Below are 16,908 nucleotides of genomic sequence, written 5' to 3'. Positions count from 1 at the left end.
AAAAGTGTAAAATGTGAACAAGGGTTTTTATGTAAGCCCTTTACTACTCGAAATCTATTTTTGACAACAAAGGGGAGAACGTCAATGACAGACAATCGTCGCAATGTATTTTTCTTTTACAAAAAAGATCATGAATTGGATGGACACATTTCTTCTCTGGAGAAGCTCGCTACCGATCAAGGCTTTCACGTCGTAAAGCGTGCAGAAGATGCCCATATCATTGCTTCAATTGGTGGAGATGGTACATTTCTTCAAGCGGTTCGCAAAACGAACTTCCGGGATGACTGCTTGTATGTAGGGGTATCAAAAACAGAGAATTCGCACCTATACTGCGATTTTTCGTTAGAACATTTTGATCAAATGATTGATGCCATGAACACTGAACAAATTGAAGTGAGAAAATATCCGATCATCGATGTAAGCGTTGACAGTACAAACCAGTTCCATTGCTTAAACGAACTGTCGATCCGCTCTAGCATCATTAAAACATTTGTCATCGATGTGTATATAGATGATTTCCATTTTGAAACCTTTAGAGGCGACGGGATGATTATTTCCACTCCAACCGGTTCAACGGCCTACAATAAATCTGTCAACGGCGCCGTGGTGGATCCGATGCTTCCGTGTATGCAAGTAACCGAGCTGGCATCGCTGAATAACAACTCATACCGTACACTTGGAGCTCCTTTCATTTTAAGCAGTGACCGCAAGCTGACACTAAAGGTTGTTCAGGACGGTAACGACCATCCGATTATCGGTCTTGATAACGAAGCGCTAGGTACAAAACATGTCAAACAAATTGATATCGGCCTTTCTGGTAAAGTGATCAAAACGGTCAAATTAAAAGATAACTCCTATTGGGAAAAAGTAAAACGCAGATTCCTTTAATCATTGAAAAGCTCCTTTATGGGGCTTTTTTTCATGCCTTTTCATTCAAGGTCATGGTGTCTTTGAAAAGATATGGTATGATGTCACAAGTATACATGTACGAAAAGGAGAACACGATGCCATTACAACATTTTGATCAATATCCATTAAGCGATGAATTGAAACAAGCACTAGAAGCGCTTCATTTCCATACACCTACACCCGTCCAGCACGAGACATTATCCGTTGCTTTTTCAAAGCAGGACCTCATTGTCAAATCTCAGACAGGCAGTGGCAAAACAGCAGCCTACGGTCTGCCAATTTGTGAAATGGTGGATTGGGCTGAGAATAAACCTCAAGCCCTCATCCTCGTCCCAACAAGAGAACTTGCCATGCAGGTCAAACAGGATCTGACCAGCCTCGGACGATTTAAACGAATCAAAGCGGCCGCCATTTACGGGAAAGCTCCATTTCAAGCACAAAAAATAGAGCTTGCACAAAAGAACCACATTGTGTGCGGAACGCCAGGACGAATATTGGATCACCTTGAAAAAGGGACACTTTCTTTAGACAATCTGTCATTTTTCGTGTTAGATGAAGCAGACGAAATGCTGAACATGGGATTTATTGATCAAGTCTCTTCTATTATTCAGCATCTGCCGCCAAAGCGGATGTCGATGTTATTTTCAGCGACGATGTCTGATGAAATGAAGGATTTGAGTGAGCAGTTTTTACAATCGCCAAAAGTGATAGAGATTGCTCGGGAGGAAACGACGAAGCAGCAAATCACTCACACGTTGATTGAAACCGAGGAAGAAGGCAAGTTTTCATTACTTCAACGAACGATTGTCATTGAAAATCCAGATAGCTGTATCATTTTTTGCAATACGCAGGAGCGAGTGAATGAGCTGACGATGAAGCTGGATGAGTGGGATGTTCCTTGCGATAAGATTCATGGCGGGATGAGGCAGGAAGATCGCTTTGCCGTCATGGATGAATTCAAAAACGGGGAATTCCGTTATTTGATCGCAACAGATATTGCAGCCCGAGGAATTGATGTCAGTGATATGACACATGTCATTCATTACGACTTACCATATGAAAAAGAACGCTATATTCACCGGACCGGAAGAACTGGCAGAGCGGGTAAAAGCGGAAAAACGATTGCGTTTATGACAAGGTACGGGCAGCCGCTCATTGAAGAATTAAAGGAGGAAGCTGGTATTCATTTTCAAATTCAGCCTTATCCTACAAAAGAAGAAGCAGAACAGCATGTGGCAAGCTTTGAAGAAAAAATTGAAACACCGATTCAAAAGGAAAATAAGCAGGCCGGCATAGAGAAAGATATTATGAAGCTGTATTTTAACGGCGGGAAGAAAAAGAAACTCCGAGCAGTTGATTTCGTTGGAACGATCGCCAAAATAGACGGCGTTGCGTTTGATGACATTGGGATTATTACCATTCAGGAAACAAAAACATATGTAGATATTTTAAATGGCAAAGGCCCTCTTGTGCTAAAAGCCATGCGCCACACAACGATTAAAGGCAAGCAGTTAAAAGTACATGAAGCACGTGCATAAAAAGTGAAGGCTAAGCGCCTTTACTTTTTTTATTGATTATCATCACAACTTACAAACCCTTCTGCCACCTGCTTTTTTGATACTCAACATGACAAATGTCATATAGTATACATGATGGGTGCTACTATGAGCATGACACCTTTCCTTCTATACTTTGAAGTAGAAAGAAACGGAAAGGACTTGAACGTTCATGACGACTTCAACAAACACACAGCAGCAAGCCACTTTAAGAAAACAAGTTGGCCAATTCTCTGGTGCTAATTCGAAAAAAAGTATCATTCAACTCTTTAATACATTCATTCCATTTTTGGGGCTTTGGTTTCTTGCCTATTATAGCCTGAACATCTCCTACCTTTTAACCCTCTTCTTTGCGGTGATTGCAGCTGGTTTTTTAGTACGTGTCTTTATTATTTTTCACGACTGCTGCCATCAATCCTTTTTTAAACAGAAGCCGCTGAATCACCTGTTCGGTTTTGTAACGGGCGTACTCACCCTTTTCCCTTATCTTCAATGGCAAAGAGATCATTCAATTCACCATGCCACAAGCAGTAATCTAGACAAACGAGGTACTGGCGACATTTGGCTCCTGACAGTCAAAGAATATCAAGAAGCATCAGCTTGGACGAAGTTTCGCTACAGATTTTACCGTAATCCTTTTGTGATGTTTATTTTAGGACCGATCTTTGTTTTTCTCTTAAAAAACCGTTTCAACGTCAAAAATGCTCGTAAAAAAGAGCGCTGGAACACGTATTTCACAAACGTGAGCATCATTGCGCTAGCAACTGCAACGTGTCTTCTTTTTGGCTGGCAGGAGTTCCTGCTTGTCCAAGGTCCAATCTTCCTGATCTCAGGGTCAATCGGCGTATGGTTATTTTATGTGCAGCATACATTTGAAGATTCTTACTTTGAAGCAGATGAACATTGGAATTATGTGCAGGCAGCTGTAGAAGGCAGTTCTTTTTACAAATTGCCAAAGCTTCTTCAATGGTTAACAGGCAATATCGGCTATCACCATGTTCATCATTTAAGTCCGAGGGTACCGAATTATCACTTGGAGCATGCACATGATCATAGTGAGCCGCTTCAAAATGTGCCAACCATCACTTTAAAAACAAGTATCGAATCAATGAAATTTAGACTTTGGGATGAAGAAACGAAAGCATTTGTTACCTTTAAAGAAGCACGGCAATCTAAGAAGGTGCCCGCACCTGTTATAAAAGGAGACATTCTGAAGAAAAATGCATAATTGGCGCAAGCTCTTTCTTACAATAGAAGGAGCTTGTTGTATTTGCAGGATGCGCTCATCTGTTCAATTTGATAAAGTAGTGAAAAAGACTGAAAAAATGAAAAAGGTGAATCACGGATGAAAAAACAACTTAAAATTCAAAAACTGCATGGGATTTCCCCATATATTTGGGCGATTTTTTTCATCCTGCCCTTTTATTTTATCTTTAAGACCCCTTCGACTTTAGGCATTGTGATCGGCATTATTTTAAACGTCGTTTTTTTTGCGGTCTACCGTTTTGCCTTTGTCTCAAAGGGCTGGTCGTTATATGTATTCGGCCTTCTATTAATCGCCATTTCGACTGGTTATGTGATGCTCTATAGCTACATTTATTTTGCTTTTTGTATCGCCTATTTCAACGGGCATATCAAAAGAAAAGTCCCTTTCTATATCTTATACTATATTCATCTAGGGAGCGCCGCCGTAGCAGTGAACTTTAGCTTGATTTTAAAAAAGGGATGGTTTCTCACACAAATTCCGTTTGTCGTGATTACACTGATCAGCGCCATCCTCCTCCCTCTTAGCATTCGAAGCAGGAAGGAACGTGAACGGCTAGAAGAGAAATTAGAATATGCCAATGAGCGGATCGCCGATCTTGTCAAAATTGAAGAGAGACAGCGCATTGCTCGTGACCTGCATGATACACTTGGACAAAAACTCTCTCTTATCGGTTTAAAGAGTGACCTTGCCCGTAAACTCGTGTATAAAGACCCTGAACAGGCACGCGCCGAATTAAAAAGCGTCCAACAGACAGCTAGAACGTCTCTTAATGAAGTGCGGAAAATTGTTTCTTCCATGAAAGGCATTCGGATCAAAGATGAAATATTGAATATCAAGCAAATCCTTGAAGCCGCCGATATTGACATGATTTATGATGAAAAGGAAGCGCCGAAACACATCTCTCTTCTGAACGAAAACATTGTGAGCATGTGCATCAAAGAAGCCGTAACGAATGTCGTCAAACATAGCGACGCCACTGTCTGTCAAATCACCATTCATCAAAAGTCAAAGGAAGTTGTCATTACAGTTGAGGATAACGGCACATTTAAAGGCGGTGATCCATCCTCTCAAACGAAGGGACATGGCCTTTTAGGGATTAGAGAAAGATTGGAATTTGCAAATGGACGCCTGCACATTGAAACAAAAGACGGGACGAAGCTGATCATGAGCATTCCAAATGATTCAGCAGCGAAAGATAAGGAGGAAATAAAATGATTAACATCTTTATCGCAGAGGATCAGCAAATGCTGCTCGGTGCTCTTGGATCGCTTCTCGATTTAGAAGACGATATGACGGTTGTTGGAAAAGGTACAAACGGCCAGGATGCCATAGATTTTGCTAAAAAACACCCGGTCGACATTTGTTTAATGGATATTGAAATGCCCGGGAAATCTGGGCTCGATGCCGCTGAAGAACTTAAAAAGTCTGATGTGAAGATCATCATTTTAACAACCTTTGCTCGTTCTGGCTATTTTCAAAGAGCACTGAAAGCTGGCGTTAGCGGCTACATGCTGAAGGACAGCCCAAGCGAGGATTTAGCAAGTGCCATCCGAAGCGTGATGAAAGGGAAAAAGGTGTACGCCCCTGAATTAATGGAAGACTTGTATAGCGACGAAAATCCTTTAACTGAACGAGAAAAGTCGGTTCTAGAACTCGTCGCAGACGGAAAAAACACAAAAGAAATCGCCAAGGAACTCAGCATTAAAAGCGGCACTGTCCGAAACTACATATCCGTTATTTTAGATAAACTAGAAGTCAAAAACCGAATTGAGGCCATTACTCGTTCCAAAGAAAAAGGCTGGTTTAAATAAGAAAAAAGATCAGGTTAGACACTGCCTTGATCTTTTTTTCTTTTTATCAGAATTCCTCTATCCACTGCTAAAATATCATTGACAACAAACCTCACTTCTATGGTATGATATCTGAGTGATAATAATTATCATTATCACTCATACAACCAAATACACGGCTGATGTGCCGATTTCAAAGGAGTTTACATTTATGAAGAAAATATTGTTCCCTCTGATGCTCATCTTCGTACTTGCGTTGAGCGCATGTGGCAATAGCAGCAACTCTTCCTCAAATAAAGGGAAAAATCAATCAACGTCATCAGACACGATTACATATCAATCTGAAAATGGACCTGTGAAGCTGCCAGCAAATCCAAAACGTGTTGTTGTTCTCGCCTCTTATACAGGAAATGTCTTGTCACTTGGTGTGAACCTTGTGGGTGTTGACTCTTGGTCAAAAAAGAATCCACGTTTCAAAAAGAAATTAAAAAATGTGGAAGAAGTATCCGATGAAAATGTGGAAAAAATCATGAAGCTAAAGCCTGATGTCATCATCGGTTTAAGCGGTGCAAAAAATGTAGAAAAACTGAAAAAAATCGCCCCTACCGTTTTATTCACGTATAACAAAGTCGATTACCTTCAGCAGCATATTGAAATTGGAAAAGTCTTAAACAAAGAAAAAGAAGCAGAAGCATGGGTCAAGGATTTCAAACAGCGCGCAGCTGAAGCTGGCAAAGAAATCAAAGCAAAAATCGGTGAAGATGCAACCGTATCTGTCTTTGAAAGCGGCACAAAAGATCTTTACGTCTTTGGAGATGCATGGGGACGCGGAACAGAAATCCTCTACCAAGCAATGAAACTAAAAATGCCTGAAAAAGTAAAAGAAAAAGCATTAAAAGCTGGTTATTATGCGGTATCACAAGAAGTCATCCCTGAATTTGCCGGAGACTATATGATCATTAGCAAAAACAGCGAGATGGACAATTCCTATCAAAACAGTGAAATCTATAAGTCCATTCCTGCTGTGAAAAAACATCGTGTGTATGAAGCAAATGCGGAAGAGTTTTACTTTAATGACCCGCTCACACTTGAATATCAACTATCATTCTTTAAAAAGCACTTTTTAGGTAAATAAACCGAAGCAAGGGACCTCTTCCCTTGCTTTTTTGCTGTCTGCTTCTAGCGGGAGTGCCTATTTTCCGCTACAATGATGTACAAGCTAATTTAAAAAGTGTGGTGCTCGTTTTGTTTAAAATTTTGCTGATTGAGGATGATACAACCCTCTTCCAAGAAATCAAAGAACGTTTAGTCAACTGGTCTTATGATGTGTATGGGATCAACAATTTTCAACAGGTCATGCAGGAGTTCACTTCCATCCAGCCTGATCTAGTCATTATTGATATTCAGCTGCCAAAGTACGATGGCTTTCATTGGTGCCGGATGATTCGGCATCATTCCAATGTGCCCATCATCTTTCTTTCCTCTCGTGATCATCCTGCTGATATGGTCATGTCGATGCAGCTTGGAGCCGATGATTTTGTACAAAAGCCCTTTCACTTTGACGTTCTCATCGCCAAAGTAAGTGCTGTTCTTCGCCGAGTCCATGATTATAGTGCCGAACCTGCCAACTTAAAAGTTTGGTGCGGCGCTACCCTTGACCTCGAAAATAATACAGTGGCGAATGAAGACGGTGAGGTTGAATTAACAAAAAATGAGTTTTTTATTCTCAAAGAATTGATTCAGCATAAAAATCATATCGTCAAAAGGGAATCTCTCATCCAAGCATTATGGGAGGATGAACGATTCGTGAGTGACAATACACTCACTGTAAACGTCAACCGCCTTAGAAAAAAACTAGACGAAATCTCCCTTGGCGCCTTCATTGAAACAAAGGTGGGTCAAGGTTATCTTGCAAAAGAAAAGGATGATCAATAATGCTGCAAGCATTTCTAAAAGAACGAAGAAGCTGGATCTTGTTCTTTCTTAGTTTGCAGCTTCTCATTCTCTTTGTTGCTTATTTGGATACAACGATTCCACTCGCTTCTCTTTTTTATATCGTGCTTTTGTCTATATTACTCTTCATTGTCTTTCTTTTTTTTCGTTACCGGAAAGAAACTGCTTATTATGAACAACTGAAAGAATGGGACGAAAATATAGACCATCAAATGCGTCTCAAACCCTCTTCCCCCTTTGAACAAATTGTACAGGAGGCAGCGTCAGAGCAAATCGACCGATACCGCCAGATGACGGCTAAGCAAAAGACTGCGCTGGAAGAAGAAAAAGATGAACTACTCTCATGGATACATGAGGTGAAAACGCCGCTCACGGCGATGCACTTAATGATTGACCGTATAACAGAACAGCCGCTCAAATCAAATATGACATATGAATGGCTTAGAATACATTTACTCCTTGATGCACAGCTGCATCAAAGCAGGATCCAACATATTGAAAATGATTTATTTATTGAAAAACTGGATCTCCAAAACATGCTAACGAAAGAAATCAAAGCGCTCCAATCGTGGTGTATGCAAAAAGGAATTGGCTTTGACCTTTTATTAGAAGAGCGAGACGTATTAAGTGATACAAAATGGTTATCCTTTATGATCAGACAAGTGCTGACAAACGCAGTCAAGTACAGCCATTCATCTGACATTATCATCGAAAGCAAACAAATGAACGAACAAGTGGTACTCACCATCACAGATCAAGGCAGAGGAATTGATTCAAGAGACATGTCCCGTATTTTTGAAAAAGGCTTTACCTCCACAAGACATCACAATGACACGGCCTCCACAGGTATGGGGCTCTATTTAACAAAAAAGGGAGCTGACGCTCTTCATATCACGATCGAGGTCAACTCCACATTAGATCAAGGGACCACTTTTACCTTTATCTTTCCGAAAAAGAATGATTTTGTGCATATTGCGAGCATGTGAACATGCAGTTCAAGAAACCCAATCTCTTCATTCAACGATGCATTGAAGAGATTGGGTTATTTTATACAGCTATATCATGCTACTTCACGGGACATCCCCCCTAGATTTTTCCTTCTATAAATACTCATTAGCAGCCCGACTGACATCATTTCTAGAAGAATATGAGATCCCCCATAGCTCATAAAAGGCATGGAAACTCCTGATATAGGCAATAATCCAAAGTTTGTAAAAATACTTAAGATAAATTTTGCTGCAAATGTGGTTGCCAAACCAATCATTAATATTTTGCCATAAGCAGATTGAACTCGTTTCGCTGTATGAGCTACTCTATAAATCAAAGTCACAAACAAAATAAAAACGGCCAATCCTGCGAACCATCCGAATGAATAAATGATATACGTCAACATCCAATCAGTGTGAACATCATACAATGCGTACGGATTTATCTGAAAACCATTTGAGCTAAATTCATGAAGTGAGTATTGGTAAAAGTGGGACATATCAGCTTGATAAAGAGAAAATAATTGAACAATGAGATAGACAATACCTGCTGCTGTAAACAGAATAAGCTGTCTCATTCTTGCATGAGATACATACATCATCGTTATGCATATGACCATAAAGGTGATGGTTGCAGAAAGAGATCCGACTATATGTAATAAAATAATGGGTAAAGTGACAATCGCTAACCCTAGCCAGGACTTGAAACCATTCTTCCAATTCCAAGATTGATAAATGCCCGCTAACGAAATAATCATCAGAAATGGAAAAATTTCAGTCAGATTGATCGATCCATTATTTAAGCTTAAAAAGAGAATACCGTTCACTCTTGTCCCAATCATCATTGTAAGAATCAGCATTCCAATCGTTCCTATGTATAAATGCCATGAATAGGGTAAAAAGCGCCGATAATCAAAAGCAAACAGTCCAAGCATCAACGCAAGACCAAATACATAGTAAATGAGACTTTTATAAAAGATATTCGTGTCTTGAAAATGAAGTAAATGAGAATGAAACTGAAAATAATACATTACAAACAGCCCAAATAAACAAGTAGCTAATACAAGAAGTATCGTTTTAAAGTCAACTTGAGTTTTGTGTGTTTCATGAAGCTGCATTCCGAGTATGGCTGCATCTCCAATTTGATCGAGCGCTTGATCTACCGCCTCTTCTTCAGACATGCCCGCACTGACCGCTTCCTCTTTCAGTGTGTATAAATGGTCACGAAGCTCAAGCTTTATACTTGCATGTACGTCTTTATTTTTGATTCGTTTACACACATTTTTGATATATTGTTCAAATTTTTTCTCTAATCCCATACGACTTTCTCCCCGTTCAAAACGCCATCTACTGCATCTTTAAACACATTCCATTCTTCCTTCTTTTCCTTCATAAACGCTTTGCCCTGTTCATTAATCCGATAATACTTCCTTTTTCGATTGCCATTCCCTTCACCCCAGTAAGACACAATGAATCCCTTCCCCTCCAAAGTGTGCAAAATAGGATATATCGTTCCCTCTTTAAAGCTAAAAATCCCTTCGGATTTCGACTCCAATTCCTTAATCATTTCATATCCATACATTGGCTTTTCATTTAGCAAGCTTAAAATAAGGGTAGCAGTACTCCCCTTTAGAAGCTCTTTACTCACTTTCATCCATCGTCACCTCTAATACATAGATTTACTATGCATATATTTGATATGCATATCTTACATGAAATCACATACTCTGTAAAGGTTCATCAGAAAAAAACAAGAAATTTGATACATCATAGCGAAAAACAGATAAAATAATTGAATATCAATCTGAATTCTACATAAGGCTTTGACATATAAAACAAGCATGTGACAACAATGTCACATGCACGTCTGTTTTGTTCGCCAAATCGCAGGAAGTCTGATCGGCTTCTTTTTATACTAGAGATATCAATTAAATAAAAAAGGGGTTCGACAGATGAACATTTTAGAAGCTCGCAAGTTATATAAAAACTATGGAAACAAATTCAATAAACAAGAGGTGCTGAAAGGCATTGATTTGACGATAGAAGCTGGAGAATTTGTCAGCATCATGGGGCCATCAGGCTCGGGGAAAACGACCCTTTTGAACGTATTGTCATCGATTGATCATGTGTCCAGCGGATCGATTCGGATCGCGGATGCAGAAATGACGCAAATGAAAGATCAGCAGCTCGCTGAATTTAGAAAGAAACAGCTTGGCTTTGTTTTTCAGGATTATAACTTACTTGATACACTCACGGTTAAAGAGAACATCCTCTTGCCATTATCCATCTCCAAAACGCCTAAAAAAGAAGCTTTTGAACGCTTTCAACAGCTTGCAGAGGATATGGGGATTTATGAACTAAGAGACAAATATCCAAATGAACTGTCTGGGGGACAAAAGCAACGGACATCTGCGGTTCGTGCCTTTATTCACGAACCAAGCCTCATTTTTGCTGATGAACCAACCGGAGCACTTGATTCCAAATCTGCGTCTGACTTACTGAACAAGCTGCAAGAATTCAATCACAAGCGCAAAGCAACCATTGTCATGGTGACCCATGACCCTGTTGCAGCCAGTTATTCAAGACGAGTGATTTTTATCAAAGATGGACAGATCTATACACAATTGAATAAAGGCGCACTAGAGAGAAAGATGTTTTTCGAGGATATTATGAAAACGCAAGGTGTTTTAGGCGGTGTGAAGCATGAACATTAATCAGCTCGTCTTCCGCAATCTGAAGAAAAACTTGAAAAATTACTATTTATACGTGTTTGCACTTGTATTTAGTGTGGCGCTCTATTTTTCCTTTGTCACCTTGCAGTATTCACCAGCACTTGATGATGTGAAAGGGTCTATTAAAGGCGGTGCGTCAATTAAAGCCGCTTCTATTCTGCTAATCGCCATCGTCGGCATCTTCCTTTTATATGCAAATAGCATTTTCATCAAACGTAGAGGAAAAGAAATCGGCCTCTTGCAGCTCATTGGAATGACGAAACAAAATATTGCCAAGCTGCTCCATGCAGAAAATTTTATCCTATATATAATTGCGATGGCTATTGGTATATTTACCGGATTTATCGGCTCAAAGCTGATGCTGATGGTTCTATTTAAAGTGACAGGTGTTCATGCAATTGCCAATCTTCATTTTTCTGGCATGGCTCTTTTGCAAACGGTCATCGTGTTTCTCTTGATTTATGTTGTCATCATGCTAAGAAATAGACGTTTCATTCAGAAGCAAACGATCTTAGCTTTGTTTAGAACCACCTCTTCTACAGAGCAGCGCATTAAAAAAATCTCTGTCTTTGAAATCATCATTGGGATTCTAGGCATTGCCTTCATCAGCTCAGGCTATTACATTTCTTCTCAGCTTTTTAGTGGCACATACACATCGATGTTTTCGTTATTTTTAGCCATGATCTATATTTTAGGTTCTGTCATTATTGGTACTTTCCTTTTCTATAAAGGCTCTGTTTCATTCATTGCCAATATCGTACGAAAAAGAAAAAATGGCTACCTTGCCATTCATGAAGTCTTGTCTTTATCGTCGATAATGTTCCGTTTAAAATCAAATGCATTGCTGTTAACGATTATTACTACAGTATCTGCACTTGCCATCGGTTTGTTATCACTCAGCTATATTTCCTACTACTCAGCAGAAAAAACAGCTGAACAACAAATTCCAGCACATTTTGTCATGGGGTCAGAGAAAGATGCTGGCACATTCACTCGTGCACTTTCTGATCAGCATATTGCCTATGAGAAAAAGCAGTTCGAGGTCATTCAAGCCGATTTTGATGCAAATCAGATCATCGATACGAAATTAAGCAGTGTGAATAAAGCTCCAGGAGTCTTGACACTACCTGTGATCAGCGAGAAAAACGCACCAAATATTCATGTAGAGAACAACGAAGTCATGTTAAGCGGCTACAATGATTTACTGAAAAAATTCATGCCGATTCAAAGCACCGGTGATGTGAAACTTTTAATAAAAAAACCAATTGATTTAAAAGTAATTGATATGAAAAAGGATCATTTAATCTCTTACCAGTTTACTTTTGGCGGCCTACCTGTTGCTGTCGTCAGTGAAAGTGTTTTTGAGCAGCTCGACCAAAACAAAGATCCTAAACTGCAGCGTGAGAATAACCAATATATTGCGATCAATATAAAAGATGAGGGAAAGGTTGAACAAGCCAATGACGTCTTTATGTCTGCGAAATTGAGTGATGAAAGCATGTCTAGATTTGCTAACACTCAGCAGCAAAAACAAACCATCGGACTGATGATGTTTGTAGTCGGATTTTTAGGCCTCAGCTTCCTTGTGACATCAGGCTGTATTTTATACTTTAAACAGATGAATGAGAGTGAAGAGGAACAAAGCTCATACACGATTCTGCGTAAGCTTGGTTTTACGGAAAAAGATCTTTTAAAAGGTATTCGGCTCAAACAGCTCTTCAACTTTGGCATTCCGCTTCTCGTCGGACTGCTGCACAGCTACTTTGCTGTACAATCTGGCTGGTTTTTATTTGGCAGCGAACTGTGGACTCCTATGCTGATTGTCATGACGATTTATACCGTTTTATACTCCGTCTTCGGATTCCTATCTGTCCAATATTATAAAAAAGTCATTAAAGAATCGTTGTAAAGTATTCCCCATAGGCACTGGCCTATGGGGATATTGTGCTTCATTTTGTTGATTCAAACTGATGCGATAAAATGTGATCTCTTGCCGCATAAGCTTTTTGTTTGACCTCTTCTAAGTTCACTCCAACCAGCTTCCCATTTTGTTTCACTGCTTTTCCAGCCACATAGACAGAATCAACATTTGAAGGGTGTGCCGTTTGAACAACTGCCCCAGCTGGATCTGTCATCGGAAGAAGATTCATGCTTGTCCGATCGATCAAGATAAAATCAGCTTCTTTTCCAGGTGTGAGTGAGCCGATTTTGTCATCAAGCTTCAAGGCACGAGCCCCGTTTATTGTGGCTGCTTCAAGCATTTGCTGAGCAGACAATCCAAGTTCAGGTCCCGGCATCGTCCCTTCCATCAATAAAGATTGATTTTGAATCGCTCGCTCCGCCTGTAGTCCGAATTTCATTTGGGCAAATAAATCTCCTCCTGTCGCTGTCACCACATCTACACCAAGCGTTGGCAGAACGCCATTTTCAATAGCAAGCCCTGTGACAGGATATCCGTGTCCCATCATCATCTCAATCTCAGGTGTAATAGAGATGGAGCTTCCGCTGTCAGCTAACATCTTCATTTGATCTGCATCAATTGCATTGATATGCACCATATTCAAATCAGGCCCGAGCAGCCCTGCTTGATGAAGCCGCTCAATCGATCGATCCGCCGCTCCCCAATTTCCAAAGCCAATGTGCATACTGCATAATGCATCTAGTGATCTCGCTGTTTCAATTTCAAAGACGGTCGTCTCCCATGAAGAAAATTCAGGTCCACGAATGGCAAGTCCCATCGTCAACAGCTGATCCGATGATTGAAAGTGTTTTTGTTTCACGCGGGCTGCGTCTTCCATATTCGTGAGCGTACTTTCTCTGTCCCAATATGCTGCATCTCCAGAGGTACCAAAACCAAAGACCGCTCGAATACCCGCATCTTTTAAACCTCCAATGAGTTCTTCTGTATGATCCATAGAATTGATCATCGTCCAGTCGAAAAACGTGGTCACTCCTGCATCTAATGCCTCTAATGCGCCTAAATAATTAGCAATTCGATCATCTGACGGACGTCTCATCGCCCCATAGTTGCCATAATAAATTTTGCTCAAATACGTTTGCAAAGACCAATCTGTTCCGATTCCCCGTATGACAGACTGCCACACATGACGGTGGGTATCCACAAGCCCTGGCATGATGACCATGTCAGACGCATCCACAACATCAGCACCGCTTGCTTCAATCGAAGGTCCGACTTCTACAATATGTGCCCCTTCAATTAATAGATCTCCCTTCTCCAGAAAACCTAAAGATGGATCAAGTGTGATAAGAGCCGCATCTTTAAACAATGTTTTCTTCATCCATATCCCCCTTTTCAAATAAAGAGAATGAGTCACTCACTCTCTCTGTCATTTTAAGACATAACAGGTTCAAATTAGAAGAAAAGTGACTCAAGGAATGTGGTTTTATGAGCTGATATTCCGAAAATAGTTGTATATCCGTTTTAATTTCACGTCATGCTTCCCTTTCGGACTTTCCATCATGCCAAATTCAAAGAACTTCACCGGTTTAATCCCGACATATTGTAAAAGAGCTCGTTTCATTAAGATTTTGTGGGCATTTTGCAAAAAGAAGAAAGGATAGTGGGTCGGTCCTTGCATTGTCGAAACACATACAGCCCTCTTTCCTTTTAACAAGCCTTCTGGAAGCAGCCCGCCTGTTTGACGATAAGCAAAATTCGCTGCAAACATGCGATCAATAAAACCAAGCAACATGGCTGGCGACCGCCCCCACCAAATCGGATAAACAAACACGATGTTGTCTGCCCATTTGATTTTCTCTTGATATTCTTGAATCTCAGGGTCCTTATGCATATCACGTCTTTTTTTCTCTTCATTAAAAATAAGTACAGGATCAAATTTGTCTTGGTATAAATCGATGATTCTCACTTCTTGAACGTTTGGATTTTCTTCACTGCCCTTTAGGATTTCTTTAAAAAAAGCACCATTTAAACTATTGTGATGGGGGTGGGTATAAATAATGAGTACATTCATGGCTTGGCTCCTTTAGTTATCATTTGATAACCAAAAGCATACACCCCTCTTTTTTAGTTGTCAAATGATAATTGTTTTTTGATAATAAATTTGGTATGGTACGTAGGAGGTGAAACAGGATGAAAAACCCACATTTTTTCAAAGAGTTTGTCACATTTGCTTCTACTTTTTCTGAGCTGAAACATGCTATGATGAGCAAGATCAAACCCTCTGATCTAACCACTCTACAATATTTGATTCTGGAGCAGTTAGCCGTCAGTGAGCCGCTAACACCTAGCGAAATCGCCGATTGTCAGCACATGTCTCTTCCGAATGTCAGCAGAGAATTGAAAAAGCTTCACGAAAAACAATTCATTGATAGACAAGAAGATAAAGATGACAAGCGAAAACATGTCATTATGCTGTCTAAAAAAGGCCGTGCGTGTATGGACAAAGCATTTCAACAAATTGAATCCATGCTCATGGACAGCCTTTCTTCCTCTGACCGAAATCAAATGGATGATATCGTACAAGCTCTCCGTCTATTAAATCAAACCATCTTCAAAAAATGATCGAATGAAAAAAGCATGAGCGTATCGCTCATGCAAATGATTTTTGAACACATTAGTAAAGAGATGCTAAAAGATACGTGATGAAACCTATGTTTTATTCGTATTCTTATATAAATTTCACAGCAAAACTGGTACACCAAACGTCAATGTATCAAAGACAGCAAGCACTGCCCCTTTACGCTGTTCTTTATGAGCCATTTAAAACCTCTAAATTACATTTTTATAATGTAGCATAGATCCTATTTTGATCATTTCCTACAGGTAATTGAACCGTCAGCATGTCTGATAAAAATGAACAGGATGTAACTGAAGCTTCTCCCGAAATAGTAGTCAACAAAAAAGCGCCAGATGTTTTCCATCCAACGCTTTTTCCCATGACATGTTCAGCACTCATTTTCATGCATCACGTCTCTTTTGCTCTATGTATCCTTTATCCAATAAGCTGATAGGCGATATATAATGCAACCAGCCAGATCATGACGGCTGATGCTTTATTGATCCGGTTCATCCACTTGCCGTTTGTATCTAGCTTTCCTAACATTTTCCCGAGAAGGGCAAGACCCATAAACCATAACCACGAGACGATGATACAGGCTGCGGTAAATGCCACCTTTTCCGCCCCATGATATTGAAGAGAGTTCGTTCCTATTACTCCTATCGTATCGAGAATCGCGTGAGGATTTAATAGGGAAACGGAACATGCAAATACGATTTGTTTTCTCACAGGCATCAAGTCCATCTTTTCTTGATTACCTGTTGCGGAGCTCGTGTTCCAAACTGACCACCCCATATAAAGTAAAAAGAAAAATCCAATGATAAAAAGACCTATTTGCAAGATAGGAATGGTGAGTACAACAACCGAAACCCCAATGACAGCTAAAGTAATTAAAAGTGTGTCGCAGAGAGCAGCTGTAATGACCACAGGCAGTACGCGATATAATCGAGGCTGAAGGGCTCCTTGCTGAAATACAAATACATTTTGTGCGCCCAAAGGTAAAATAAGACCAAAAGCAAGCACAATCCCATGAATTATCGCAATCGACATTTTCAGAACATTCTCCTTTTCAAGTCATCCTTACACATTTTAACATAAAACATCATGAACGAATTTTACATATTTGATTTGTCCAATAAAAAAAGCGCTGGATGATTTTCCATCCAGACGCTTATTG

General features: G+C 39.9%; 17 protein-coding genes. 11 read left to right on the top strand and 6 right to left on the bottom strand.

What is annotated here, in order from left to right; genetic code table 11:
• Positions 1-84 precede the first annotated feature (84 nt).
• From ACTJJQ_RS11185 to ACTJJQ_RS11150, 8 genes are all read left to right on the top strand, one after another.
• A complete protein-coding gene (locus ACTJJQ_RS11185; protein WP_017358281.1) occupies positions 85-888 on the top strand; it encodes an NAD kinase in 804 nt (267 codons plus the stop codon).
• Between the two features lie 116 nt (positions 889-1,004).
• A complete protein-coding gene (locus ACTJJQ_RS11180) occupies positions 1,005-2,447 on the top strand; it encodes a DEAD/DEAH box helicase (RefSeq protein WP_366963422.1) in 1,443 nt (480 codons plus the stop codon).
• A 190-nt stretch (positions 2,448-2,637) separates the two neighbouring features.
• Positions 2,638-3,693, top strand: a complete 1,056-nt coding sequence (locus ACTJJQ_RS11175; RefSeq protein WP_072367439.1) for a fatty acid desaturase — start codon at positions 2,638-2,640, stop codon at positions 3,691-3,693.
• 117 nt (positions 3,694-3,810) lie between these two features.
• Positions 3,811-4,947, top strand: coding sequence for a sensor histidine kinase (locus ACTJJQ_RS11170; protein ID WP_136944741.1), 1,137 nt, complete (start codon positions 3,811-3,813; stop codon positions 4,945-4,947).
• Positions 4,944-5,543, top strand: coding sequence for a response regulator transcription factor (locus ACTJJQ_RS11165; protein WP_035391139.1), 600 nt, complete (start codon positions 4,944-4,946; stop codon positions 5,541-5,543). Before ACTJJQ_RS11170 ends, ACTJJQ_RS11165 begins: the two co-directional genes overlap by 4 nt.
• A 190-nt stretch (positions 5,544-5,733) precedes the next feature.
• Complete coding sequence (locus ACTJJQ_RS11160; RefSeq protein WP_007501752.1) at positions 5,734-6,657, top strand: iron-hydroxamate ABC transporter substrate-binding protein; 924 nt, start codon at positions 5,734-5,736, stop codon at positions 6,655-6,657.
• A gap of 110 nt (positions 6,658-6,767) precedes the next feature.
• Positions 6,768-7,457, top strand: a complete 690-nt coding sequence (locus ACTJJQ_RS11155) for a response regulator transcription factor (protein ID WP_125589957.1) — start codon at positions 6,768-6,770, stop codon at positions 7,455-7,457.
• Positions 7,457-8,461 carry a sensor histidine kinase gene (locus ACTJJQ_RS11150; protein WP_317327782.1) on the top strand — a complete coding sequence of 335 codons (1,005 nt, stop codon included), beginning with the start codon at positions 7,457-7,459 and terminating at the stop codon, positions 8,459-8,461. Before ACTJJQ_RS11155 ends, ACTJJQ_RS11150 begins: the two co-directional genes overlap by 1 nt.
• 74 nt (positions 8,462-8,535) lie before the next feature.
• On the opposite strand, the gene ACTJJQ_RS11145 is transcribed toward ACTJJQ_RS11150, so the two are convergent.
• Together ACTJJQ_RS11145 and ACTJJQ_RS11140 are read right to left on the bottom strand one after the other, a co-directional pair.
• Entirely contained in the window at positions 8,536-9,780 is a 1,245-nt protein-coding gene (locus tag ACTJJQ_RS11145; protein WP_326115948.1) for an FtsW/RodA/SpoVE family cell cycle protein, read from the bottom strand.
• Positions 9,771-10,115, bottom strand: coding sequence for a PadR family transcriptional regulator (locus ACTJJQ_RS11140; RefSeq protein WP_148943429.1), 345 nt, complete (start codon positions 10,113-10,115; stop codon positions 9,771-9,773). The genes ACTJJQ_RS11145 and ACTJJQ_RS11140 overlap by 10 nt, the downstream gene beginning before the upstream one ends.
• Before the next feature lie 298 nt (positions 10,116-10,413).
• On the opposite strand from ACTJJQ_RS11140, the gene ACTJJQ_RS11135 reads away from it, so the two are divergent.
• The gene (locus ACTJJQ_RS11135) at positions 10,414-11,175 is read left to right on the top strand and encodes an ABC transporter ATP-binding protein (RefSeq protein WP_272511781.1); all 762 of its coding nucleotides are present in this window, start codon (positions 10,414-10,416) and stop codon (positions 11,173-11,175) included.
• Complete coding sequence (locus ACTJJQ_RS11130; RefSeq protein WP_348936176.1) at positions 11,165-13,102, top strand: ABC transporter permease; 1,938 nt, start codon at positions 11,165-11,167, stop codon at positions 13,100-13,102. Before ACTJJQ_RS11135 ends, ACTJJQ_RS11130 begins: the two co-directional genes overlap by 11 nt.
• Positions 13,103-13,142: 40 nt before the next feature.
• Here ACTJJQ_RS11130 and ACTJJQ_RS11125 read toward each other — a convergent pair whose 3' ends face one another.
• Complete coding sequence (locus tag ACTJJQ_RS11125) at positions 13,143-14,492, bottom strand: amidohydrolase family protein (RefSeq protein ID WP_440600208.1); 1,350 nt, start codon at positions 14,490-14,492, stop codon at positions 13,143-13,145.
• A gap of 105 nt (positions 14,493-14,597) precedes the next feature.
• Positions 14,598-15,185: an NAD(P)H-dependent oxidoreductase gene (locus tag ACTJJQ_RS11120; protein WP_440600207.1), complete on the bottom strand. Its 588-nt coding sequence runs from the start codon at positions 15,183-15,185 to the stop codon at positions 14,598-14,600.
• A 119-nt stretch (positions 15,186-15,304) separates the two neighbouring features.
• Between ACTJJQ_RS11120 and ACTJJQ_RS11115 the strand changes: the two genes are divergently transcribed.
• On the top strand, positions 15,305-15,736 hold the full coding sequence (locus ACTJJQ_RS11115; RefSeq protein ID WP_008343103.1) for a MarR family winged helix-turn-helix transcriptional regulator: 432 nt from the start codon (positions 15,305-15,307) through the stop codon (positions 15,734-15,736).
• Positions 15,737-15,956: 220 nt separating this feature from the next.
• Here the strand turns inward: ACTJJQ_RS11115 and ACTJJQ_RS11110 are convergent, their stop codons facing one another.
• Complete coding sequence (locus tag ACTJJQ_RS11110) at positions 15,957-16,136, bottom strand: hypothetical protein (protein WP_046344213.1); 180 nt, start codon at positions 16,134-16,136, stop codon at positions 15,957-15,959.
• A 30-nt stretch (positions 16,137-16,166) separates the two neighbouring features.
• Positions 16,167-16,781, bottom strand: a complete 615-nt coding sequence (locus tag ACTJJQ_RS11105; protein ID WP_046344214.1) for a LysE/ArgO family amino acid transporter — start codon at positions 16,779-16,781, stop codon at positions 16,167-16,169.
• Positions 16,782-16,908: the final 127 nt, after the last annotated feature.

This window comes from Bacillus sp. 22483 (genome assembly GCF_052044605.1).
Lineage (GTDB): Bacteria > Bacillota > Bacilli > Bacillales > Bacillaceae > Bacillus > Bacillus altitudinis.
This window is presented reverse-complemented; position numbering and strand designations above follow the sequence as displayed.

What these genes read in the sequence shown, in the direction of transcription:
- ACTJJQ_RS11120 (WP_440600207.1), bottom strand. Translation starts at nt 15,185, where the DNA reads ATGAATGTACTCATTATTTATACCCACCCCCATCACAATAGTTTAAAT.
- ACTJJQ_RS11160 (WP_007501752.1), top strand. Translation starts at nt 5,734, where the DNA reads ATGAAGAAAATATTGTTCCCTCTGATGCTCATCTTCGTACTTGCGTTG.
- ACTJJQ_RS11125 (WP_440600208.1), bottom strand. Translation starts at nt 14,492, where the DNA reads ATGAAGAAAACATTGTTTAAAGATGCGGCTCTTATCACACTTGATCCA.
- ACTJJQ_RS11115 (WP_008343103.1), top strand. Translation starts at nt 15,305, where the DNA reads ATGAAAAACCCACATTTTTTCAAAGAGTTTGTCACATTTGCTTCTACT.
- ACTJJQ_RS11105 (WP_046344214.1), bottom strand. Translation starts at nt 16,781, where the DNA reads ATGTCGATTGCGATAATTCATGGGATTGTGCTTGCTTTTGGTCTTATT.
- ACTJJQ_RS11165 (WP_035391139.1), top strand. Translation starts at nt 4,944, where the DNA reads ATGATTAACATCTTTATCGCAGAGGATCAGCAAATGCTGCTCGGTGCT.
- ACTJJQ_RS11170 (WP_136944741.1), top strand. Translation starts at nt 3,811, where the DNA reads ATGAAAAAACAACTTAAAATTCAAAAACTGCATGGGATTTCCCCATAT.
- ACTJJQ_RS11140 (WP_148943429.1), bottom strand. Translation starts at nt 10,115, where the DNA reads ATGAAAGTGAGTAAAGAGCTTCTAAAGGGGAGTACTGCTACCCTTATT.
- ACTJJQ_RS11130 (WP_348936176.1), top strand. Translation starts at nt 11,165, where the DNA reads ATGAACATTAATCAGCTCGTCTTCCGCAATCTGAAGAAAAACTTGAAA.
- ACTJJQ_RS11175 (WP_072367439.1), top strand. Translation starts at nt 2,638, where the DNA reads ATGACGACTTCAACAAACACACAGCAGCAAGCCACTTTAAGAAAACAA.
- ACTJJQ_RS11185 (WP_017358281.1), top strand. Translation starts at nt 85, where the DNA reads ATGACAGACAATCGTCGCAATGTATTTTTCTTTTACAAAAAAGATCAT.
- ACTJJQ_RS11145 (WP_326115948.1), bottom strand. Translation starts at nt 9,780, where the DNA reads ATGGGATTAGAGAAAAAATTTGAACAATATATCAAAAATGTGTGTAAA.
- ACTJJQ_RS11180 (WP_366963422.1), top strand. Translation starts at nt 1,005, where the DNA reads ATGCCATTACAACATTTTGATCAATATCCATTAAGCGATGAATTGAAA.
- ACTJJQ_RS11150 (WP_317327782.1), top strand. Translation starts at nt 7,457, where the DNA reads ATGCTGCAAGCATTTCTAAAAGAACGAAGAAGCTGGATCTTGTTCTTT.
- ACTJJQ_RS11110 (WP_046344213.1), bottom strand. Translation starts at nt 16,136, where the DNA reads ATGAAAATGAGTGCTGAACATGTCATGGGAAAAAGCGTTGGATGGAAA.
- ACTJJQ_RS11135 (WP_272511781.1), top strand. Translation starts at nt 10,414, where the DNA reads ATGAACATTTTAGAAGCTCGCAAGTTATATAAAAACTATGGAAACAAA.